The sequence below is a fragment of the Streptomyces erythrochromogenes genome, from assembly GCF_036170895.1.
GTDB classification, from domain to species: domain Bacteria; phylum Actinomycetota; class Actinomycetes; order Streptomycetales; family Streptomycetaceae; genus Streptomyces; species Streptomyces erythrochromogenes.
The window spans coordinates 6,253,263-6,271,109 of the sequence record NZ_CP108036.1; the positions used below are offsets into that span (position 1 = coordinate 6,253,263).

Sequence of the window (17,847 nt, forward strand, 5' to 3'; positions counted from 1 at the left end):
GGTAACAACCTCTAGCGGCACCCCCGGAGGCGCCTCTATGGTGCGGACATGCCGAACCTGCCCGATGTCGTGCTGTGGTCCATACCCGCCTTCGTGCTGCTCACCGTCATCGAGCTGGTGAGCTACCGCCTCCATCCCGACGAGGACGCGGACGGCTACGAGACGAAGGACGCCGTCACCAGCATCAGCATGGGGCTCGGCAGCATCGGTTTCGACCTGCTCTGGAAGATCCCGGTGGTCGCGGTCTTCACCGCCGTCTACGAACTCACCCCGCTGCGGGTGCCGTTGCTGTGGTGGACCATCCCGCTGATGCTGCTCGCCCAGGACTTCCTCTACTACTGGCAGCACCGCGGCCACCACGTGATCCGCATCCTGTGGGCCTGCCACGTGGTCCACCACAGCAGCCGCAAGTTCAACCTCACCACCGCCCTGCGCCAGCCCTGGACCAGCGCCACCACCTACTGGTTCTACCTGCCGATGGTGGCCGTCGGCGTGCACCCGGCCGTGATCCCGTTCTGCTACGGCATCAACCTGCTCTACCAGTTCTGGGTCCACACCGAGCGCATCGGGAAGCTGCCCCGGGCCTACGAGTACGTCTTCAACACCCCGTCCCACCACCGCGTCCACCACGCGTCCCAGGGCGGCTACCTCGACCGCAACTACGGCGGCATCCTGATCATCTGGGACCGGATGTTCGGCTCCTGGGTGGGCGAGACGGACAGGCCCGTCTACGGGCTCACCAAGAACATCAACACCTACAACCCGCTGCGCGTCGCCACCCACGAGTACGCCGCCATCGCCCGGGACGTGCGCGCCGCCCGGAGCTGGAGCGAGCGGGCCGGCCGGGTCTTCCGCGGCCCCGGCTGGCAGCCCGCGACCCCGGCCGCCCGGGCCGCCGCGCCTGCGACGCAGGCCGCCGCGCCCGCGACCCCGCCCGCCCGGGCCGCCGCGCCCGCCCCCGTCGCCGACCCGGCCGCCGTACAGGAGACCACCGCGTGAGCACCGCAGAGTCCACCGGCCGCCCCGGCCCCTCCTGGGCGGCCGACCGGGCGGTGCCCGGCCGGGAACGGATCGGCCGCGTCGCCCTCGCGTCCTTCGCCGTGGCCACCGCCGCCGACCTCGGGTCGCTGCTGGCCGACTGGCACCTCGGGCACGTCATCGCCAAGCCGCTGCTGATGCCGCTGCTCGTCGTCTACGTGATCACGCGCGGCGCGCCCCGCCTGCTGGTCGCCGCCCTGCTGTTCGGCTGGGGCGGGGACCTGGCCCTGCTCTTCGACGCCGAGGCCGCCTTCCTCGTCGGCATGGGCTCCTTCGCCGTCGGGCACGTCTGCTACCTCGTCCTGTTCGGCAAGCGGCCCGCGAACGCGCTGCTCGGGGGCGGCTACGTCCTGGCCCTCCTCGGGACCGTCGCCCTGCTGTGGTCCGATCTGCCCGCGGACCTGCGGATCCCCGTGGCCGGCTACAGCCTGCTGCTGACCGCCATGGCCTTCCGCTCCAGCGCCCTCGGCCTGCGGGCCGGCATCGGCGGTGCGCTGTTCCTGCTGTCCGACACCCTCATCGCCACCGGGGTCGCCGAATGGCCCCAGCTGCCCCGCCCCGACTTCTGGATCATGGCCACCTACCTGGCCGCCCAGTACCTGCTGGCCACCGGAGCGACCACCCGCGAAGCAGGCGTACCGTAGGACGGTCATCAGTCGTACAAGACTGAACAACCCCGAGCCGGAGGACTGCACCACCATGCGCGCCACCGTCATCCACGCCCCGCACGACATCCGCGTGGAGGAGGTGCCCGACGCTGCGATCCAGCGCCCCGAGGACGCCGTCGTCCGCGTCCTGCGTGCCTGCATCTGCGGCAGCGACCTGTGGGCCTACCGCGGCGAGGCCCAGCGCCAGCCGGGCCAGCGCATCGGCCACGAGTTCCTGGGCGTCGTCGAGGAGACCGGCCCGGCCGTGTCCGGCGTGCGCGCCGGCGACCTGGTCGTCGCGCCCTTCATGTGGTCGGACGGCACTTGCGAGTACTGCAAGGAAGGCCTCTACACCTCCTGCGACCACGGTGGCTTCTGGGGCTCGGTCGGCCACGACGGCGGCCAGGGCGAGGCCGTGCGCGTCCCGCACGCCGACGGAACGCTGGTGAAGCTGCCCGCCGAGGCCGTCTCCGACGACCACCTGCTCACCGGCCTGCTCGCCCTCTCCGACGTCATGGGCACCGGCCACCACGCCGCGCTGGGCGCGGGCGTGCGCCCGGGCTCCACGGTCGCCGTCGTCGGCGACGGCGCGGTCGGCCTGTGCGGCGTCCTCGCCGCCAAGCGCCTCGGCGCCGAGCGGATCATCGCACTGGGCCGCCACACGGTCCGCACCGACATAGCCAGGCTCTTCGGGGCCACCGACGTCGTCGCCGAGCGCGGCGAGGCCGCGGAGGCGGCGGTGCGCGAGCTCACCGGCGGCCGCGGCGCGCACTGCGTCATCGAAGCGGTCGGCACCGAGCAGTCCATGCGCACCGCGGTGAACATCACCCGCGACGGCGGGGCCGTCGGCTACGTCGGCGTCCCGCACGGCAGCGGCACCGGCCTCGACCTCGGCGTCATGTTCGACCGCAACCTCACCCTGCGCGGCGGTGTGGCCCCGGTCCGCGCCTACATCCCGGAGCTCCTGGAGGACGTGCTCAGCGGAGCGATCGACCCGGCGCCCGTCTTCGACCGCGCCGTGTCCCTGGACGAGGTCCCGGACGGCTACCGCGCGATGGACGACCGCAGCGCGCTCAAGGTGCTGATCAAGCCCTGACCCGCCGGCGGGCGCAAGCGAGGACGGGCCGGGCGGGGTGATCCCCGCCCGGCCCGTCCGTCTGCCGCGTCGGACTACTTCACGGCCTTGAGGGCGTCCACGACGCCGTGGCCGTAGTAGCCGGTCTGGCCCCACTTGGCCTGGCAGGTGGTGGCGTTGATCAGCGCGCCCGTGGCGTCGTAGATCTGCGCCGGGCAGGCCGCCTTGGTGGACTGCGCCTTCAGCATCGCCTGGAGTTGCGAGGGCGTGGCCGACGGGTGGGCGCTCTTGAGCAGCGCCGCGACGCCCGCGACGTGCGGGGCGGCCATCGAGGTGCCCTGCTTGTAGCCGTAGCCGCCCGGGACGGTCGACAGCACGCGCCCGTTGGCGTCCGGGGTGGCCGGGACCTGCCACTTGTCGCCGCCGGGGGCCGCGACGTCCACGACCCCGAGGCCGTAGCTGGAGTAGTACGAGCGCAGGCCCTTGTCGCCGGTCGCGGAGACGGTGACCACGCCCGGCAGTTGCGTGGGCAGGTCCAGGCAGACCTTCGGGTCGATGGTGCGGGTGACCGGGGTGGTGTCGTTCGGGCTGGTCGTGTCCTCCAGGGAGGCCGCGGCCAGGTCCTGGTTGGAGTTGCCGGCCGAGGCCACGTGCAGCGTGCCCTTGCGCTCGGCGTACTTGGTCGCCCGCCCGATGGCCTCCACCAGCGCCTTCTGGTCGTCGTCCGACTTGCAGTTGAAGAGCCACGGGTCGACGTAGTAGCTGTTGTTGGTCACCTCGATCCCCTTCTCGGCGGCGAACATGAAGCCGCAGACGACCGCCTCGGTGTAGAAGAGGCTGGTCCCGGGCTCGCTCACCTTGATCGCGGCGATCTTCACGCCGGGCGCCACACCGCTGATGCCGACGCCGTTGCGCGGGGCGCCGATGGTGCCTGCCACGTGCGTGCCGTGGTCGCTGCCGTCCGCGTACGGGCGCCAGGCGCCCTCGGTGGTGTCCGCGACGCCGCCGACGCAGTTGGCCGACTGGCCCTTGGAGAAGTTCGGGGCGAGATCGGGGTGGGTGTCGTCCACACCCGTGTCGATGATGCCCACGGTGACGTTCCGGCTGCCATCGTTGATCTTGTGAGCCTCGTCGGCCTTGATCGTCCGCAGGTCCCACTGGTTGGGCTCCAGCGGCTCCTGACCCTCCTGCGCCTGCGCCGCCGCCTTGGCGGCGTCCGCCTCGCTCAGCCGCTGGGTCGCGCCCTCCTCGGTGGTCTGCACGGCCGACATCGGGGCCGTCCGGGTGGCGCCGACCGACACGAACAGCCCGCGCTGGGCGCGCAGCTGCTTGGCGAAGTCGGGGTTCTGGGAGTGTGCGACGACGACGCCGATCTGCTCATAGGCCGTCACCACGGTTCCGCCGGCCCGCTCGACGGCCTTCTTCGCCGCCTTCACCGTGGCGTAGGCGTTCAGGTTCGCCACGTACGACAGCTTGGGGCCGGTGGTCGCGGCCTTCGAAGCCGTCGCCGCGTCCGCTGAGCCGGCCAGCGGGGCGGCGGAGGCCGACACCGAGGGCAGCAGGGCGAGCGAGGCGGTGAGCGCCAGGCCGACCGGTATGGCGAGGGCGCGCCGGCGGGCGGATCCCAGATGAGCCATGGGTTCTCCAGATCATCTTGAAAAAGCCGTCCGCACGCGGTCGCGTCGGACGGGTCCATGACAAGTGAACCTAGTGCCGCCGTTCCCCTCTCCGCCATCAGTTCGAGAAATCAGTTTCCGAAGAATCCACGGGTGTTGAACCGTCCCGGCACGCCGGCCGTGCCGTTGACAGAGGGGGCTCAGCGCCATCGGCCCCACACGGAGGTTGTTTTGTCCGTCGTCCCCACCGCACCTGCGTCACAAGGAGATTCCCCCGTGACCACCGAAGCAGCGCCGCCTCCGGGCAGCACGGGAACGCCCCTGGCGGGCCCCACGGCCGATGAGTTCGTGAGCGTCCAGCAGAGTCCCGAGTTCGCCGAACTCCGCAGCTCCTACCGCTCCTTCGCCTTCCCGCTCACCGTGGCCTTCATCGCCTGGTACCTGCTCTACGTCCTGCTGTCCAACTACGCGGGCGGCTTCATGGGGACCAAGGTCTTCGGCAACATCAACGTCGCCCTGGTGCTCGGCCTCGCACAGTTCGCGACGACCTTCCTCATCGCCTGGCTGTACGCGCGCCACGCCGCCGCCAAGCTCGACCCCCGGGCGGCGGCCATCAAGGCGCGGATGGAGGCCTCCGAATGAGCGGAACGCACCACCTGACGACGGTCGCGGCGGGCGCCTCCGAGCACCGGCCGCTCATCATCACCCTGTTCGGGCTGTTCGTCGTCGCCACCCTGATCATCACGGTCTGGGCCGGCCGCCAGACCAAGGACGCCGCGGACTTCTACGCGGGCGGCCGCCAGTTCACCGGCTTCCAGAACGGCCTGGCCATCTCCGGCGACTACATGTCCGCCGCGTCCTTCCTCGGCATCGCCGGAGCCATCGCCCTCTTCGGCTACGACGGCTTCCTCTACTCCATCGGCTTCCTCGTGGCCTGGCTGGTCGCCCTGCTGCTCGTCGCCGAGCCGCTGCGCAACTCCGGCCGCTACACGATGGGCGACGTCCTCGCGTACCGGATGCGCCAGCGGCCCGTCCGCACCGCCGCCGGCACCTCCACCATCGTGGTCTCGATCTTCTACCTGCTCGCCCAGATGGCCGGCGCCGGCGTGCTGGTCTCGCTGCTCCTCGGCATCACCAGCGACGGCGGCAAGGTGGCGGTCGTCGCGCTGGTCGGCGTCCTGATGATCGTCTACGTGACCATCGGCGGCATGAAGGGCACCACCTGGGTCCAGATGATCAAGGCCGTCCTGTTGATCGCGGGCGCCCTGCTGATCACCTTCCTGGTGCTGCTGGAGTTCAACTTCAACGTCTCCGACCTGCTGGGCAAGGCGGCCGAGAACAGCGGCCAGGGAGCCAAGTTCCTCGAACCGGGCCTCAAGTACGGCAAGGACTCGACGTCCAAGCTGGACTTCATCTCCCTCGGCCTCGCCCTCGTCCTCGGCACCGCCGGCCTCCCGCACATCCTGATCCGCTTCTACACCGTGCCCACCGCGAAGGCCGCCCGTAAGTCCGTGAACTGGGCCATCGGCATCATCGGCGCCTTCTACCTCATGACCATCGCCCTCGGCTTCGGCGCCGCGGCCCTGCTGGAGCGCGCCGACATCCTGGCCTCGAACAAGGCCGGCAACACCGCCGCACCCCTGCTGGCCCAGGCCGTCGGCGGCGGCGCGGACTCCACCGGCGGGGCCGTCCTGCTCGCCGTGATCTCCGCGGTCGCCTTCGCCACCATCCTCGCCGTGGTCGCGGGCCTCACCCTCGCCTCCTCCTCGTCCTTCGCCCACGACCTGTACGTGAACGTGATCCGCAAGGGCAAGGCCACCGAGCAGGAGGAGGTGCGGGCCGCCCGCTGGTCCACGGTCGTCATCGGCGCCGTCGCCATCGGCCTGGGGGCCCTGGCCCGCGACCTGAACGTGGCCGGACTGGTCGCGCTCGCCTTCGCGGTCGCCGCCTCCGCCAACCTGCCGACGATCCTCTACAGCCTCTTCTGGAAGCGCTTCAACACCCAGGGCGCGCTCTGGTCCATCTACGGCGGGCTCGTCTCGGCGGTCGGCCTGGTGCTCTTCTCCCCGGTCGTGTCCGGCAAGCCCACCTCGATGTTCAAGGACGCGGACTTCTTCTGGTTCCCGCTGGAGAACCCGGGCATCATCTCCATCCCCCTCGGCTTCCTGCTGGGGTGGCTGGGAACCGTCCTCACCAAGGAGGAGGCCGACCCGCAGAAGTTCGCCGAGCTGGAGGTGCGGTCCCTCACCGGAACAGGGGCGGTCTGACATCGTCCGAACACCCAGCGTGGCCGTGTCGTAGTTCCCTACGACGCGGCCACGTCACGTCTCGTTCATTCGGGCATCACAGAACGACACACGCGTCCCGTAGTCTCGAAATAGAACGCGTGAAGTAGAGCCGATGTCGCGCGTATGTCTACTTTCCGGACAGGGGAGGGGGCCCACAGTGCTTCTCGACACCTATGGCCGCGTGGCCACTGACCTGCGCGTCTCGCTCACCGACCGGTGCAATCTGCGCTGTACCTACTGCATGCCCGAAGAGGGCCTCCAGTGGCTCGGCAAGTCCGACCTGCTCACCGACGACGAGATCGTCAGGCTGATCCGCATCGCCGTCACGCAGCTCGGCATCACCGAGGTCCGCTTCACCGGCGGCGAACCGCTGCTGCGGCCCGGTCTGGTCGGGATCGTCGAACAGTGCGCGGCGCTGGAACCCCGCCCCAAGATGTCGCTGACCACCAACGGCATCGGGCTCAAGCGCACCGCACAGGCCCTGAAGGCCGCCGGCCTGGACCGGGTGAACGTCTCCCTGGACACCCTGCGCCCCGAGGTCTTCAAGACCCTCACCCGCCGCGACCGGCACAAGGACGTCATCGAGGGCATGGCCGCGGCCCGCGAGGCCGGCCTGACCCCCGTCAAGGTCAATGCCGTGCTCATGCCCGGACTCAACGACGACGAGGCCCCCGACCTGCTGGCCTGGGCCGTCGAGAACGAGTACGAGCTCCGCTTCATCGAGCAGATGCCCCTCGACGCCCAGCACGGCTGGAAGCGCGACGGCATGATCACCGCCGGGGACATCCTGGAGTCGCTGCGCACGCGCTTCACGCTCACCGAGGAGGGCGCCGACGAGCGCGGCTCCGCCCCGGCCGAGCGCTGGGTGGTCGACGGCGGCCCCGCCACCGTCGGCGTCATCGCCTCGGTCACCCGTCCGTTCTGCGGCGCCTGCGACCGTACCCGCCTCACGGCCGACGGCCAGGTCCGCACGTGCCTGTTCGCCACCGAGGAGTCCGACCTGCGCGCCGCCCTGCGCTCGGGCGCCCCGGACGAGGAGATCGCCCGGCTGTGGAAGGTGGCGATGTGGGGCAAGAAGGCCGGCTCCGGCCTCGACGACCCGTCGTTCCTCCAGCCCGACCGCCCCATGTCCGCGATCGGCGGCTGACCGGTCGGTACCGGCGGCCGGTACGGGACCGGCCGCCGCCCCGGGCCAGCAGTAGCGCAGGGTCAGCGCAGGCGCTCCGAGCCCTCCGGCTGCACCCACTCGTCGAGCTTCACGACGTCCTTGAGGAAGCCGCGCACCCCCAGGAACTGGGAGAGGTGCTCGCGGTGCTCCTCGCACGCCAGCCACGTCTTGCGCCGTTCCGGCGTGTGCAGCGTCGGGTTGTTCCACGCGAGGACCCAGACGGCCGCGTCGCGGCAGCCCTTGGCCGAGCAGGTGGGGATTTCGCCGGGGGCGGGGGAGTCGGAGGAAGTCACGACCTCACCCTAGAACGGAAAGGCGACGCCGAGCAGCCACGGGGGGAGCTGCCCGGCGTCGGTCCGTCGCTCCGACGGGGGATGCGGAGCGCGTGAGCAGTATGTCACGCAGGACCCGGTGCGGTGCACCGGAACTTCATGATTGATCTGAGGTTTTCTTGAGGTTTCCCGCGTCCAGTGCCGGACGGACGGGAGCCGGGACGAAGTGGGAGGGCAGGGACGGCGTCGACTCGCGGCCCGCGTTGGCGATGACAACGGCCACGTAGGGCAGCAGGGCGCCCGCGACGAGCGTCACGACGGCCACCGGGCGCGACACGTTCCACAGCAGCACGGTCGCGATGACCGACAGGGTCCTGACGACCATCGAGATCACGTAGCGCCGCTGGCGGCCCCGCACGTCCTCGGCGAGCCCCATCCGGGCGCCGGTGATCCGGAAGACCTCGGCCCCGTTCTGCTTCTGTCGCTTCACCCGTTCCACGTCCTACCACCCGATCGCCGGCCGGTCCTTCCCCGGACCGGACCCTTCCACGGTACGCGGCCCCCGTCGCAGTGGGGACAGGGGGACCCCCAATGGTGCCGCCCGAAATGCGCGGTACGCCGGACCGGTCGAAACTGGGCCCACGTGCGCACACCGCGCCAGGAGGAGGCTGGACATGAGCTGGTTGTGGGCGATCATCGTCGGTTTCGTGCTGGGGCTGATAGCCAAGGCGATCCTGCCGGGCAAACAGCACCAGCCGCTGTGGCTGACCACGCTGATGGGCATCATCGGCAGCGTCCTCGGCAACGCCGTCGCCGCCTGGATCGGCGTCGCCGACACCCGGGGCATCGACTGGACCCGCCACCTGCTGCAGCTCGCGGGAGCCGTCCTCTTCGTCTTCCTCGGCGAGATGGCCTACAAGGCGATGCGCGGCAGCAGTCGCCAGACCACCTAGGCCACGGCATGCCGGAGGGGCCGGCCGGACCATGAGTCCGAACCGGCCCCTCCGCCGTGCTCCGCGACACCCGTGAGGCGTCGGGCGTCAGGCGCCGGTGACCTCCACCGCCGCCAGGTTCTTCTTGCCGCGGCGCAGGACCAGCCAGCGCCCGTGCAGCAGGTCCTCCTTGGCGGGGACCGCGTCCTCGGCGGTGACCTTCGTGTTGTTCACGTAGGCGCCGCCCTCCTTCACGGTCCGGCGCGCGGCCGACTTGCTCGCGACCAGACCCGTCTCCGCGAAGAGGTCCACGACCAGGGCCGGCTCCGCCACCTTGACGTGCGGCAGCTCGGACAGGGCCGCGGCCAGCGTGGCCTCGTCCAGCTCCGCCAGGTCGCCCTGGCCGAACAGCGCCCGCGACGCGGCGATCACGGCGGCGCACTGGTCGGCGCCGTGCACCAGCGCGGTCAGCTCCTCCGCCAGCGCCCGCTGCGCGGCACGCGCCTGCGGCCGCTCGGCGGTCTGCGCCTCCAGCTCCTCCAGCTCCGCACGGGACTTGAAGGAGAGGATCCGCATGTAGGTGGAGATGTCCCGGTCGTCCACGTTCAGCCAGAACTGGTAGAACGCGTACGGCGTGGTCATCTCCGGGTCCAGCCAGACGGCCCCGCCCTCGGTCTTGCCGAACTTCGTGCCGTCCGCCTTGACCATCAGCGGGGTCGCCATCGCGTGGACGTGCGCGTCCGGCTCGACCCGGTGGATCAGGTCGAGGCCGGCCGTCAGGTTGCCCCACTGGTCCGAGCCGCCCTGCTGCAGGGTGCAGCCGTGGCGCCGGTACAGCTCCAGGAAGTCCATGCCCTGGAGCAGCTGGTAGCTGAACTCCGTGTAGCTGATGCCCTGGTCCGACTCCAGCCGCTTGGCGACCGAGTCCTTCGTCAGCATCTTGTTGACGCGGAAGTGCTTGCCGATGTCCCGCAGGAACTCGATGGCGGACATGCCCGCCGTCCAGTCCAGGTTGTTGACCATGACCGCGGCGTTCTCGCCCTCGAAGGACAGGAACGGCTCGATCTGCGAGCGCAGCCGGTTCACCCACTCCGCGATGACCGCGGGATCGTTCAGGGTGCGCTCGGCGGTCGGACGGGGGTCGCCGATCTGACCGGTGGCCCCGCCGACCAGCGCGAGCGGCCGGTTGCCCGCCAGCTGCAGCCGCCGCATCGTGAGCACCTGCACCAGGTGGCCGACATGCAGCGAGGCGGCGGTCGGGTCATAGCCGCAATAGAACGTGACCGGACCGTCCGCGAAGGCCTTGCGCAGCGCTTCTTCGTCGGTGGACTGGGCGAAGAGCCCGCGCCACTTCAGTTCGTCGACGATGTCCGTCACGGTCTCTCGACTCCTTACGTTTTGTGGAAATGCCGTGCTCAGTCTAGGTGGGTCAGACGCCCTTGCTCACCGAACTCATGTTGAAGTCCGGGATGCGGACAGCCGGCATCGCGGCCCGCGTGAACCAGTCGCTCCACTCGCGCGGCAGGGTCTTCTCCGTCCGGCCCGCCTCCGAGGCCCTCGACAGCAGGTCCACGGGGGACTCGTTGAAGCGGAAGTTGTTCACCTCGCCCACGACCTGCCCGTTCTCCACCAGGTAGACGCCGTCCCGGGTGAGGCCCGTGAGCAGCAGCGTGGCCGGGTCCACCTCGCGGATGTACCAGAGGCAGGTCAGCAGCAGCCCCCGCTCGGTGTCCGCGACCATCTCGTCGAGGCTCTTGTCGCCGCCGCCGTCCAGGATCAGGTTCCCGAAGCCGGGGGAGACCGGCAGGCCGGTCAGGCCGGCCGTGTGCCGGGTCGTGGACAGCTTGGCCAGCTCGCCGTCCCGGATCCACTCGGTCGCCGGGACCGGCAGGCCGTTGTCGAAGACCGAGCCGCTGTCGCCGGAGCTGTGCGCGATGACGAACGGGGCGCACTCCAGGCCCGGAGCGTTCGGGTCGCTGCGCAGGGTCAGCGGCAGGTCGGTGAGCTTCTCACCGAGCCGGGTGCCGCCGCCGGGCTTGGAGAAGACCGTACGGCCCTCCACCGCGTCCCGGGCCGCCGCCGACCACATCTGGTAGATCAGCAGGTCCGCCACGGCCGTCGGCGGCAGCAGGGTCTCGTACCGCCCGGCGGGCAGGTCGATCTTCCGCTCCGCCCAGCCCAGGCGTACGGCGAGCTCCGCGTCCAGCGCGGTCGGGTCCACGTCCTTGAAGTCCCGGGTGGAGCGGCCGGCCCACGCCGAGCGCTGGCGGTCCGGGGACTTCGCGTTGAGTTCCAGGGTGCCGTTGGGCTGGTCGTGGCGCAGCCGCAGGCCGGTCGAGGTGCCGACGTACGTGGAGACCAGCTCGTGGTTGGCGAAGCCGTAGAGCTCCCGGCCGCCCGCCCGGGCCCGGGCGAAGGCCTCGCCGAGCGCCGGGGCGAAGTCCGCGAACACGGCGGAGCCGGTCTCGGCCGGCGCGTCGGTGAAGTCCGGCGACGCCGGGGTCCCGGTGACCAGCGGCTGGGCGTCCTCGGCGGGACCCGCGCCCCGCGCGGCCGCCTCGGCGGCCCGCACCAGCGGCTCCAGGTCCTGCGCGGTGACGGCGGAACGCGACACGACCCCCGAGGCCGCGCCCTCCTTGCCGTCGACGGTGGCGATGACCGTCAGGGTCCGGCCGCGGGTGACGCCGTTGGTGGTCAGGGCGTTGCCGGCCCAGCGCAGGTTGGCGCTCGACTCCTCGTCGGCGATGACGACGCATCCGTCGGCGGTGGACAGCTCCAGGGCCCGCTCGACGATCTCGTGCGGCTTGGTCGATCGGCTCATCGGCCGGCCTCCTGCGTGGTGTTCAGGATGTTCACGTCGCGGAACAGCGCGGACGGGCAGCCGTGCGAGACCGCCGCGACCTGGCCCGGCTGGGCCTTGCCGCAGTTGAAGGCGCCGCCCAGGACGTACGTCTGCGGGCCGCCGACCTTCTCCATCGAGCCCCAGAAGTCGGTGGTGGTGGCCTGGTAGGCGACGTCGCGCAGCTGCCCGGCCAGCCTGCCGTTCTCGATCCGGAAGAACCGCTGCCCGGTGAACTGGAAGTTGTAGCGCTGCATGTCGATCGACCAGGAGCGGTCGCCGACCACGTAGATCCCGCGCTCCACGCCGCCGATCAGGTCCTCGGTCGACAGCCCGCCGGGATCCGGTTGGAGGGACACGTTCGCCATGCGCTGCACGGGCACGTGCCCGGGGGAGTCGGCGAAGGCGCAGCCGTTGGAGCGTCCCAGGCCGGTCAGCTTCGCGATCCGCCGGTCCAGCTGGTAGCCGACCAGGGTGCCGTCCTTGACCAGGTCCCAGCTCTGCGCCTGGACGCCCTCGTCGTCGAAGCCGACGGTGGCCAGCCCGTGCTCGGCGGTGCGGTCGCCCGTCACGTTCATGATCGGAGAGCCGTACTTGAGCTTGCCCAGCCGGTCGAAGGTGGCGAAGGAGGTCCCCGCGTACGCCGCCTCGTAGCCCAGCGCCCGGTCGAGCTCGGTGGCGTGGCCGATGGACTCGTGGATGGTGAGCCACAGGTTGGACGGGTCCACCACCAGGTCGTAGCGCCCGGCCTGCACGCTCGGCGCCCGCATCTTCTCGGCGAGCAGGCCGGGGATCTCCTCCAGCTCGGCGTCCCAGTCCCAGCCGGTGCCCGTCAGGTACTCCCAGCCGCGGCCGGCGGGCGGGGCGATGGTGCGCATCGAGTCGAACTCGCCGGTGGTGCCGTTCACGGCGACCGCCGTGACCTGCGGATGGATCCGGACCCGCTGCTGCGTGGTCGAGGTGCCCGCGGTGTCGGCGTAGAACTTGTTCTCGTGGACGGCGAGCAGCGAGGCGTCCACGTGCGCGACGCCGTCGGCCGCCAGCAGCCGGGAGCTCCAGTCGGCGAGCAGCGCCGCCTTCTCGGCGTCCGGCACCTCGAAGGGGTTCACCTCGTAGGCGGAGATCCACGTCTTGTCCGCGTGCACCGGCTCCTCGGCGAGCTCCACGCGCTCGTCCGAACCGGCGGCCTTGATCACCTGGGCGGACAGCTTCGCCATGGCCACGGCCTGCGAGGCCACCCTGGCGGCGCCGTCCATGGTCAGGTCCACACCGGAGGCGAACCCCCAGCTGCCCCCGTGCACGACCCGGACCGCGTAGCCGAGGTCGGTGGTGTCGGACCCGCCGGAGGGCTTGGCGTCGCGCAGCCGCCACGAGGCGCTGCGGATCCGCTCCAGCCGGAAGTCGGCATGCTCGGCGCCCAGCGCGCGGGCCCGTGCGAGCGCCGCGTCGGCGAGCGCCCGCAAGGGCAGCGCGGTGAAGGCCGCGTCGATGGAATGGGGCACGGAAGTCCTCCCGGGGTCTGGGACGGTCGCCCCGATCATGTCGCGATCGGGGCGCTTGTGCCTACATCTTTCTGTAGGGATTCGACAGAGCCCGCTGCGAGGCCCTGTCGGGGGTCGATTCCCCGTACGAGCGATGCGACCTATAGGTTTTCGGTATTCAGACCGCTAGCGAAAGGGTGATCCGTTGAGCCGCTCGGTTCTCGTCACCGGAGGAAACCGGGGCATCGGCCTCGCCATCGCCCGAGCCTTCGCGGAGGCGGGCGACAAGGTCGCGATCACGTACCGGTCGGGTGAGCCGCCGCAGGCCCTCACCGAGCTCGGTGTCCTGGCGGTGCGGTGCGACATCACCGACTCCGAGCAGGTGGAGCAGGCCTACAAGCAGATCGAGGACGCGCACGGCGCGGTCGAGGTGCTCGTGGCCAACGCCGGCATCACCAAGGACACGCTGCTGATGCGGATGTCCGAGGAGGACTTCGCCTCGGTCGTCGACACCAACCTCACCGGCACCTTCCGGGTGGTCAAGCGCGCGAACCGCGGCATGCTCCGCGCGAAGAAGGGCCGCGTCGTCCTGATCTCCTCGGTCGTCGGGCTCCTCGGCTCGGCGGGGCAGGCGAACTACGCCGCCTCCAAGGCCGCGCTGGTCGGCTTCGCCCGCTCGCTCGCCCGCGAGCTGGGCTCCCGCAACATCACCTTCAACGTCGTCGCGCCCGGATTCGTGGACACCGACATGACGAAGGTGCTCACCGACGAGCAGCGCGCGGGGATCGTGGCGCAGGTGCCGCTCGCCCGCTACGCGCAGCCCGAGGAGATCGCGGCAGCCGTCCGCTTCCTGGCGTCGGACGACGCCGCGTACATCACCGGAGCCGTCATTCCCGTTGACGGCGGATTGGGCATGGGTCACTGATCACCATGAGCGGAATTCTCGAGGGCAAGCGCATCCTCATCACGGGTGTGCTGATGGAGTCCTCCATCGCCTTCCACACGGCCAAGCTGGCGCAGGAGCAGGGTGCCGAGGTCATCCTCACCGCGTGGCCGCGCCCGTCCCTGACGGAGCGCATCGCGAAGAAGCTGCCCAAGCCGGTCAAGGTGATCGAGCTCGACGTCACCAACGACGAGCACCTGGCCCGCCTGGAGGGCCTCGTCCGCGACGAGCTCGGCGGCCTCGACGGCGTCGTGCACTCCATCGGCTTCGCGCCGCAGGACGCCCTCGGCGGCAACTTCCTCAACACGCCGTTCGAGTCGGTCGCCACCGCCATGCACGTCTCGGCGTTCTCGCTGAAGTCGCTGACCATGGCCTGCAAGCCGCTCTTCCCGGCGGAGGGCGGGGCCGTCGTCGGCCTCACCTTCGACGCGCAGTTCGCCTGGCCGCAGTACGACTGGATGGGCCCGGCCAAGGCCGCCCTGGAGGCCACCAGCCGCTACCTCGCCCGCGACCTGGGCAAGGAGAACATCCGCTGCAACCTGGTCTCGGCGGGTCCGATCGGCTCCATGGCCGCGAAGTCCATCCCGGGATTCGGCGAGCTGGCCGAGGTCTGGAACACCCGCTCCATGCTGGAGTGGGACATGAGCGACCCGGAGCCGACCGGCCGCGGCGTCGTCGCCCTGCTGTCGGACTGGTTCCCGAAGACCACCGGCGAGATCGTCCACGTGGACGGCGGCGTCCACGCGATGGGTGCCTGACCCCAGGTCAGAACCCGGTGTCGTACGGCGGCGGCCGCGCTTCCCTCCAGGGGGCGCGGCCGCCGCCGTTCTCGCGTCCGCCGCCGGGGCCGGGGCGGCGCGGTGACCGCCGGGGCGGGGCCGGGCGGTCCCGCGGGGCGCCCTTCGCTCGCATGTTCACCGGTCGGCCGGATCTTCCCGAGTCGAAAACCCGGACAGATGCCTGCAAACTGGCCAGGTCGGGATCTTCCCGGCTCCGGCGGGGAGGAGGCAGGAGTGCGCACCAGGCCGAGCCGAGCGGTATCGATACTGGTCACATCGGTGATCGTGACCGGACTCCTGATCCCGGCGGTGGCCGCGCAGCCCTCCGGAGAAGAGGCGGCAACCGGCCCCGAGGTGGCGGGACCGGCCGTCGTGGACCTCTCCGACATCCCCGTCGAACCCCCCGTGCAGCCCTCGCGGCCCGCAGTCCGCGAACCGTTCGGCGCCGACTGCGCCACCTCGATCGAGGGCTCCCAGGTGACCGCGCACTGCCACAACGCCTTTCCGGAGACCGACCTGGTGAGCCTGCACGTCGAGTGCGACCGCTGGTGGGACCTGGACGGCGACGGCGCGGCCGTGGCCGTCGGCCCGGCCGCCCGGGCCGAGCTCACCGGCCGCTGCTGGAAGGAGGTCCGCGCGGCCTGGGTCAGCCACCGACGGCCGTGACCGGATCCCCCTGCGCGTCCTCGGCCGCCTTGGCGTCCCCGACTCCCTCGACTCCCCCGACTTCTTCCTTGCCGAGGCAGACGAAGGGGTAGCCCGCGGCCTCCGAAGCCGCCGCGTCCCCGTCCCCGCGCCGGATCGCCTCGATCAGCCGCGCGTGGTCGAGATGGGCGGCGGGGTCGAGCACGGTGCCGACGTCGGCCCGCAGCCAGTCGGCCACCAGCTCGCCGAGGTCCGCGTACAGCTCGATCAGCACGTCGTTGTGCGAGGCCGTCACCACCGCCATGTGCAGGCTCACGTCCGCCGCCACGAAGACCTCCGCGTCCCCGCCCGCCCAGGCCTCCTCGCGGCGCGCCAGCAGGGCGTCCAGCTGGAGCAGGTCCCGCTCCGTGCGCCGCTCCGCCGCCAGCCGGGCCGCCGAGGACTCCAGCGTGGAGCGGACCTCGGCGACGTGCCTCGGCTCGGCCCCGGCGAAGCGCCGGTGCATGACGCCGGCCAGCTCGCTGGTCGCGAGGACGTACGTGCCCGAGCCCTGCCGGATGTCGAGCAGGCCGTTGTGCGCCAGCGCGCGCACGGCCTCGCGCACCGTGTTGCGGGCGACGCCCATCAGCTCCACGAGCTCCGGCTCGGTGGGGATGCGCGAGCCGACCGGCCACTCCCCGGAGGTGATCTGGTTGCGCAGTTGGGCGATCACCTGATCGACGAGCGCGGAGCGCCGGGGCGAGGTCAGCGGCATGGGTTCCTCTCACGTGCGGACTGCGACTGGACAACCAATCATCCCATGATTCTATGATGGTTGAATGTCCGACGAAGAAACCAAGACGCTCGACCGGCCCGCCGCAGACCGCGCCGCGGTCCCCATCCCGCACGCGACGGCGCAGCCGACCTGGCTCGGCCCGGTGCTCATCGTCGGAATCGTCCTGGCCGCCCTCAACCTGCGCCCCGCCATCACCAGCCTCGGCGCCCTCTTCGAGGAGACCCGCACCGGTCTGGGCATGAGCGGCACCGTCGCCGGACTGATCACCTCCGTCCCGGCCCTGTGCTTCGCCGTCTTCGGCGTCACCGCGCCCCGGCTGTCCCGCCGCTTCGGCCCGGTCGCCGTCGTCTGCGCCGGCATGGCCGCCGTCGCCGCCGGACTGCTGATCCGTCCCTTCGCGAGCGGCGCCGCCGGCTTCCTCGCCGCCAGCGCCCTGTCCCTGGCCGGCATAGCCCTCACCAACGTGCTGCTCCCGGTGATCGTCAAGCGCTACTTCCCGGACCGGGTCGGCACCATGACCGGCCTCTACTCCATGGCCCTGGCCGCCGGCACCTCGCTCGCCGCCGCCGCGACCGTGCCGCTGACAAGCGCCCTCGGCGGCAGCTGGCGCACCGGCCTGCTGGTGTGGTCCTCCCTCGCCGTGGCCGCCGTACTGCTGTGGCTGCCCATCGCCCGCGCCGCGCGGCGCGCCGACAGGGCCCTCGCCGTGGCCGCCGGCTCCGGCGCGAGCACCGCCGTACGGTCCGACGCGGGCCCGCGGGTCGTCCGCAGCCGCACCGCCTGGGCCCTGGCCTGCTACTTCGGCCTCCAGGCCACGGGCGCGTACATCACCATGGGCTGGCTCCCGCAGATCTTCCGCGACGCCGGGGTCTCCGCCTCCACCGCCGGCGTCCTCCTCGCCGTCACCATGGTCATGGGCGTCCCGCTCGCCTTCGTCATCCCGGGCCTCGCCGGCCGCCTGAAGAACCAGGGCGCCATCGCCGTCACCCTCGGCGTCTTCGGCCTCACCGGCTACCTCGGCCTCTACTTCGCCCCCGCCGCCGGAGCCTGGGCCTGGGCGCTCCTGCTCGGCGTCTCCAACTGCGCGTTCCCCCTCGTCATCACCATGATCGGGCTGCGCGCCAAGTCCCCGGCCGGCGTGGTCAAGCTCTCCGCCTTCGCCCAGAGCACCGGCTACCTCATCTCCATCCCCGGCCCGCTCGTCATCGGCACCCTCTACCAGCACAGCGGCGGCTGGGACCTGCCGCTCGCCCTGATGGCGGGCCTGCTCGTCCCGCAGATCGCCCTCGGCGTCCTCGCGGGCAGGGACCGCACGATCGAGGACGAATGCGGCATGCGAGACTGACCGG

The 17,847-nt window shown here is 71.3% G+C and carries 18 protein-coding genes; 11 read left to right on the plus strand and 7 right to left on the minus strand.

The window, feature by feature from the left end; all coding sequences use genetic code 11:
* Positions 1–48: 48 nt before the first annotated feature.
* Genes OHA91_RS28620 through OHA91_RS28630 form a run of 3 tightly spaced genes read left to right on the plus strand, consistent with a single transcriptional unit; the run spans position 49 to position 2,781 of the window.
* Positions 49–999 (plus strand): sterol desaturase family protein, encoded by a 951-nt coding sequence (locus OHA91_RS28620; RefSeq protein ID WP_328740282.1) that lies wholly within the window; start codon positions 49–51, stop codon positions 997–999.
* Complete coding sequence (locus OHA91_RS28625) at positions 996–1,682, plus strand: lysoplasmalogenase (protein WP_408059191.1); 687 nt, start codon at positions 996–998, stop codon at positions 1,680–1,682. The genes OHA91_RS28620 and OHA91_RS28625 overlap by 4 nt, the downstream gene beginning before the upstream one ends.
* 55 nt (positions 1,683–1,737) lie before the next feature.
* Positions 1,738–2,781, plus strand: a complete 1,044-nt coding sequence (locus OHA91_RS28630; protein WP_031148995.1) for a zinc-dependent alcohol dehydrogenase family protein — start codon at positions 1,738–1,740, stop codon at positions 2,779–2,781.
* Positions 2,782–2,855: 74 nt separating this feature from the next.
* On the opposite strand, the gene OHA91_RS28635 is transcribed toward OHA91_RS28630, so the two are convergent.
* Positions 2,856–4,397 (minus strand): S8 family serine peptidase, encoded by a 1,542-nt coding sequence (locus OHA91_RS28635; protein ID WP_031148993.1) that lies wholly within the window; start codon positions 4,395–4,397, stop codon positions 2,856–2,858.
* 255 nt (positions 4,398–4,652) lie between these two features.
* On the opposite strand from OHA91_RS28635, the gene OHA91_RS28640 reads away from it, so the two are divergent.
* The 3 genes from OHA91_RS28640 to moaA all read left to right on the plus strand — a co-directional run bounded on the left by OHA91_RS28640 (position 4,653) and on the right by moaA (position 7,811).
* Positions 4,653–5,018: a DUF485 domain-containing protein gene (locus OHA91_RS28640; protein WP_031148991.1), complete on the plus strand. Its 366-nt coding sequence runs from the start codon at positions 4,653–4,655 to the stop codon at positions 5,016–5,018.
* Positions 5,015–6,643, plus strand: coding sequence for a solute symporter family protein (locus tag OHA91_RS28645; protein ID WP_051893037.1), 1,629 nt, complete (start codon positions 5,015–5,017; stop codon positions 6,641–6,643). Before OHA91_RS28640 ends, OHA91_RS28645 begins: the two co-directional genes overlap by 4 nt.
* Before the next feature lie 178 nt (positions 6,644–6,821).
* Positions 6,822–7,811, plus strand: coding sequence for a GTP 3',8-cyclase MoaA (gene moaA, locus OHA91_RS28650; protein ID WP_031148986.1), 990 nt, complete (start codon positions 6,822–6,824; stop codon positions 7,809–7,811).
* Positions 7,812–7,873: 62 nt separating this feature from the next.
* Here the strand turns inward: moaA and OHA91_RS28655 are convergent, their stop codons facing one another.
* Positions 7,874–8,125, minus strand: a complete 252-nt coding sequence (locus OHA91_RS28655) for a hypothetical protein (RefSeq protein ID WP_266502537.1) — start codon at positions 8,123–8,125, stop codon at positions 7,874–7,876.
* Positions 8,126–8,261: 136 nt separating this feature from the next.
* Entirely contained in the window at positions 8,262–8,540 is a 279-nt protein-coding gene (locus tag OHA91_RS28660; RefSeq protein ID WP_051893065.1) for a DUF3099 domain-containing protein, read from the minus strand.
* Between the two features lie 238 nt (positions 8,541–8,778).
* Between OHA91_RS28660 and OHA91_RS28665 the strand changes: the two genes are divergently transcribed.
* Positions 8,779–9,057: a GlsB/YeaQ/YmgE family stress response membrane protein gene (locus tag OHA91_RS28665; RefSeq protein ID WP_328740283.1), complete on the plus strand. Its 279-nt coding sequence runs from the start codon at positions 8,779–8,781 to the stop codon at positions 9,055–9,057.
* Between the two features lie 87 nt (positions 9,058–9,144).
* Here OHA91_RS28665 and tyrS read toward each other — a convergent pair whose 3' ends face one another.
* From tyrS to OHA91_RS28680, 3 genes are read right to left on the minus strand one after another with little or no spacing between them, the layout of a single operon-like run.
* Complete coding sequence (gene tyrS, locus OHA91_RS28670) at positions 9,145–10,413, minus strand: tyrosine--tRNA ligase (RefSeq protein WP_266502540.1); 1,269 nt, start codon at positions 10,411–10,413, stop codon at positions 9,145–9,147.
* Positions 10,414–10,465: 52 nt separating this feature from the next.
* Entirely contained in the window at positions 10,466–11,857 is a 1,392-nt protein-coding gene (locus OHA91_RS28675; RefSeq protein WP_031148975.1) for a metallopeptidase TldD-related protein, read from the minus strand.
* Positions 11,854–13,377, minus strand: a complete 1,524-nt coding sequence (locus OHA91_RS28680) for a TldD/PmbA family protein (RefSeq protein WP_328740284.1) — start codon at positions 13,375–13,377, stop codon at positions 11,854–11,856. Before OHA91_RS28680 ends, OHA91_RS28675 begins: the two co-directional genes overlap by 4 nt.
* Before the next feature lie 184 nt (positions 13,378–13,561).
* Between OHA91_RS28680 and fabG the strand changes: the two genes are divergently transcribed.
* The 3 genes from fabG (at position 13,562) to OHA91_RS39900 (ending at position 15,744) form a co-directional block, all read left to right on the plus strand.
* Positions 13,562–14,281, plus strand: coding sequence for a 3-oxoacyl-[acyl-carrier-protein] reductase (gene fabG / locus OHA91_RS28685; RefSeq protein WP_031148971.1), 720 nt, complete (start codon positions 13,562–13,564; stop codon positions 14,279–14,281).
* Positions 14,282–14,286: 5 nt separating this feature from the next.
* Entirely contained in the window at positions 14,287–15,057 is a 771-nt protein-coding gene (gene fabI, locus OHA91_RS28690) for an enoyl-ACP reductase FabI (protein WP_031148968.1), read from the plus strand.
* A 255-nt stretch (positions 15,058–15,312) separates the two neighbouring features.
* Positions 15,313–15,744, plus strand: coding sequence for a hypothetical protein (locus tag OHA91_RS39900; RefSeq protein ID WP_381629080.1), 432 nt, complete (start codon positions 15,313–15,315; stop codon positions 15,742–15,744).
* On the opposite strand, the gene OHA91_RS28700 is transcribed toward OHA91_RS39900, so the two are convergent.
* Positions 15,725–16,477 (minus strand): FadR/GntR family transcriptional regulator, encoded by a 753-nt coding sequence (locus OHA91_RS28700; protein ID WP_328740285.1) that lies wholly within the window; start codon positions 16,475–16,477, stop codon positions 15,725–15,727. The two genes, OHA91_RS39900 and OHA91_RS28700, sit on opposite strands and share 20 nt — an antisense overlap.
* Before the next feature lie 64 nt (positions 16,478–16,541).
* On the opposite strand from OHA91_RS28700, the gene OHA91_RS28705 reads away from it, so the two are divergent.
* Positions 16,542–17,843 carry a CynX/NimT family MFS transporter gene (locus OHA91_RS28705; RefSeq protein WP_328740286.1) on the plus strand — a complete coding sequence of 434 codons (1,302 nt, stop codon included), beginning with the start codon at positions 16,542–16,544 and terminating at the stop codon, positions 17,841–17,843.
* Positions 17,844–17,847: the final 4 nt, after the last annotated feature.

What these genes read in the sequence shown, in the direction of transcription:
- OHA91_RS28620 (WP_328740282.1), top strand. Translation starts at nt 49, where the DNA reads ATGCCGAACCTGCCCGATGTCGTGCTGTGGTCCATACCCGCCTTCGTG.
- OHA91_RS28630 (WP_031148995.1), top strand. Translation starts at nt 1,738, where the DNA reads ATGCGCGCCACCGTCATCCACGCCCCGCACGACATCCGCGTGGAGGAG.
- OHA91_RS28635 (WP_031148993.1), bottom strand. Translation starts at nt 4,397, where the DNA reads ATGGCTCATCTGGGATCCGCCCGCCGGCGCGCCCTCGCCATACCGGTC.
- OHA91_RS28645 (WP_051893037.1), top strand. Translation starts at nt 5,015, where the DNA reads ATGAGCGGAACGCACCACCTGACGACGGTCGCGGCGGGCGCCTCCGAG.
- OHA91_RS28660 (WP_051893065.1), bottom strand. Translation starts at nt 8,540, where the DNA reads ATGGGGCTCGCCGAGGACGTGCGGGGCCGCCAGCGGCGCTACGTGATC.
- OHA91_RS28665 (WP_328740283.1), top strand. Translation starts at nt 8,779, where the DNA reads ATGAGCTGGTTGTGGGCGATCATCGTCGGTTTCGTGCTGGGGCTGATA.
- OHA91_RS28675 (WP_031148975.1), bottom strand. Translation starts at nt 11,857, where the DNA reads ATGAGCCGATCGACCAAGCCGCACGAGATCGTCGAGCGGGCCCTGGAG.
- fabI (WP_031148968.1), top strand. Translation starts at nt 14,287, where the DNA reads ATGAGCGGAATTCTCGAGGGCAAGCGCATCCTCATCACGGGTGTGCTG.
- OHA91_RS28700 (WP_328740285.1), bottom strand. Translation starts at nt 16,477, where the DNA reads ATGCCGCTGACCTCGCCCCGGCGCTCCGCGCTCGTCGATCAGGTGATC.
- OHA91_RS28705 (WP_328740286.1), top strand. Translation starts at nt 16,542, where the DNA reads ATGTCCGACGAAGAAACCAAGACGCTCGACCGGCCCGCCGCAGACCGC.